The sequence below is a fragment of the Gordonia malaquae NBRC 108250 genome (assembly GCF_000344135.1).
Classification (GTDB): domain Bacteria; phylum Actinomycetota; class Actinomycetes; order Mycobacteriales; family Mycobacteriaceae; genus Gordonia; species Gordonia malaquae.
In genome coordinates, this window is sequence record NZ_BAOP01000076.1 from 1 (window position 1) to 2,029 (window position 2,029).

Below are 2,029 nucleotides of genomic sequence, written 5' to 3' on the forward strand. Positions count from 1 at the left end.
GCCCGGTCTTTTTCCGGACACCGTCGAATTGTTCCTCTCGCCGTTCGAGGTGGAGGACATGCTGCACAACAAGCTCTCGTACCAGCGCGCGTTGACCGAGCGTGGATTCGAGACGTTGAAGTTCATGGAACTGTCGAGTCCGGAGGATGTCGAGAAGCTCGACTTCACCACCCCGTTTGCGATCAAACAGGCCTACTCGAGGGGCTCGCAGACTATCTATAAGGCCCACCCGGGCGACGACCTGAGCTACCTGGAGTTCGATCCGACAAATCCGTGGATCGCCCAGGAGTGGCTCGAAGGCGACAGATACTGCACGTACTCGGTGTGCCGCGACGGTGAGGTGTTCGCGCACGCGACGTACCCGGTCGACTATGCGATCGACGGCAAGTCGTGCCTGACGTTCGAGCACGTCGACCACGAGGGGATCCTCGAGTGGACTCGCAAGCTGGCGAAGTCGGTCAACTTCACCGGTCACATGGGTCTGGACTTCATCGACCATCCCGAACGCGGCCTGTACACCATCGAGTGCAATCCGCGCGGGACCAGCGGAATCATGATGTTCACACGCGAACAGCGGGTGGACCGGGCCTTCTTCGGTGAGAACACCGAACTGATCACGCCGCCGCTCGGGCGATCGACGATGATCGGTGCGGGCATGCTGTTGTTCGGCTGGAAGAAGAACGCCTACCCGAACAACACGTTCAAGAAGTTCCGCGCCAAGATGCGCGAGTCGAAGGACGTCATCATCGACCCGCTCGACCCCAAGCCCGCCGCGATGATGCCGCTCGCGTACGCGGGGATCATGCGTCAGGCGCGCAAGTACGGAGTCGGAATCGACGGCGGCTTCATGCACGACCACGAGTGGGACGGCCGCCCGGTCTAGCCGAATCACGCCCTTCTGCTCCCTGAGCGAGAGCGCAGCGAGTCGAAGGGCCGCGGCGAATCACGCGGCCGCAGGGTGCACTGTCATCGTTCGTCGGGCGTGCGATCTGATCGGGACCCGCGGTCGATCAGGTCGTGCCGGGTCGACTGGTTCGAGGAACCACGGGTGTCCGTCGTGGCCGATGAACACCTCCCATCCAGTCTGGTGGATCAGGGTGTGGTGCATCCGGCACAGCAGCACTCCGTTGCTCAGGCTGGTCGCGCCTCCTTCTGACCATGGCGTGCAGTGGTGTGCGTCGGTCCAGGTGACTGGGCGTCCGCAGCCGGGGAAGGCGCATCCGCAGTCTCTCGCCGCGAGGGCCTTCCGAATGCCGGGTGTCATCAATCGCTGCTCCCGCCCCACATCCAAGCGGGACACCTTCGCCGTCGACGGTGATCCTAGTGACGGCGGAGGTGCACAAGCTCAACGCGACCGTTGCCGGGGACACGGGCCCGGTGAAACCGAGCCGTGCGACCCCGTCACACGGTGAACCGACTGTGGGTATGACGATCGACGCGTGCGGTAGGACACCGCCGCTGGTAGGCCTGTCCGATCCGGACAGGTAGGTCCGGATGATCTGCCCGAGCGCATCAGCTCTACGCTGCCGGGCCGTCCGTGGATCGGGTGACCCGTCCGGCTCGGGAACCGGCCTGCACAGTGGATCCAGAGCCGCGTTCAACTCTTCACCGGTCACGACGTCGAGATCCATGGTGGCCTCGACGCGTCCTTCGTCGTTCAGATACAGGGACATCTCGTTGAGTTCCGGGTTCTCCGACGCCGGAACCAGATCCGGATCGTCGGACACGGTGGCCAACGCGATCGCGGCCTGCTTGGCCGCGGTCTTCACCTCACCCGGCGTGGTGTTCAACGCCAACTTGCGCGCCAACCGCTGCTGCTCGCCTGGGTCGAGCGGGACCCGAGCCGCAACGCGGGCGACGCCCGAGCCAATGGCATCGGCGATCTCTGCGGACATCGACCCGTCTCTCATCCCACGGCCGACGTTCTCAAACTGCTCCGCGTGGTGCCCATTGCGAACAGTCCGATCCGCCACGGCGGGTGGTACGCCGATTTCAGTCAGCAGCATCTTCGCTGACCGTAGGTGTTTGC

The 2,029-nt window shown here is 64.1% G+C and carries 2 protein-coding genes and 1 pseudogene; 1 reads left to right on the forward strand and 2 read right to left on the reverse strand.

Translation table 11 applies throughout. The features are described from left to right. Positions 1–883 (forward strand): ATP-grasp domain-containing protein (locus tag GM1_RS21205; protein ID WP_008382372.1); only part of this gene is annotated, 883 nt, incomplete at its 5' end. Between the two features lie 60 nt (positions 884–943). On the opposite strand, the gene GM1_RS23080 is transcribed toward GM1_RS21205, so the two are convergent. Next, positions 944–1,264, reverse strand: coding sequence for an HNH endonuclease signature motif containing protein (locus tag GM1_RS23080; RefSeq protein ID WP_244874798.1), 321 nt, complete (start codon positions 1,262–1,264; stop codon positions 944–946). Between the two features lie 76 nt (positions 1,265–1,340). Then, a pseudogene (locus GM1_RS23085) lies at positions 1,341–2,006 on the reverse strand (DUF222 domain-containing protein); the annotation flags it as partial. Positions 2,007–2,029 lie beyond the last annotated feature (23 nt).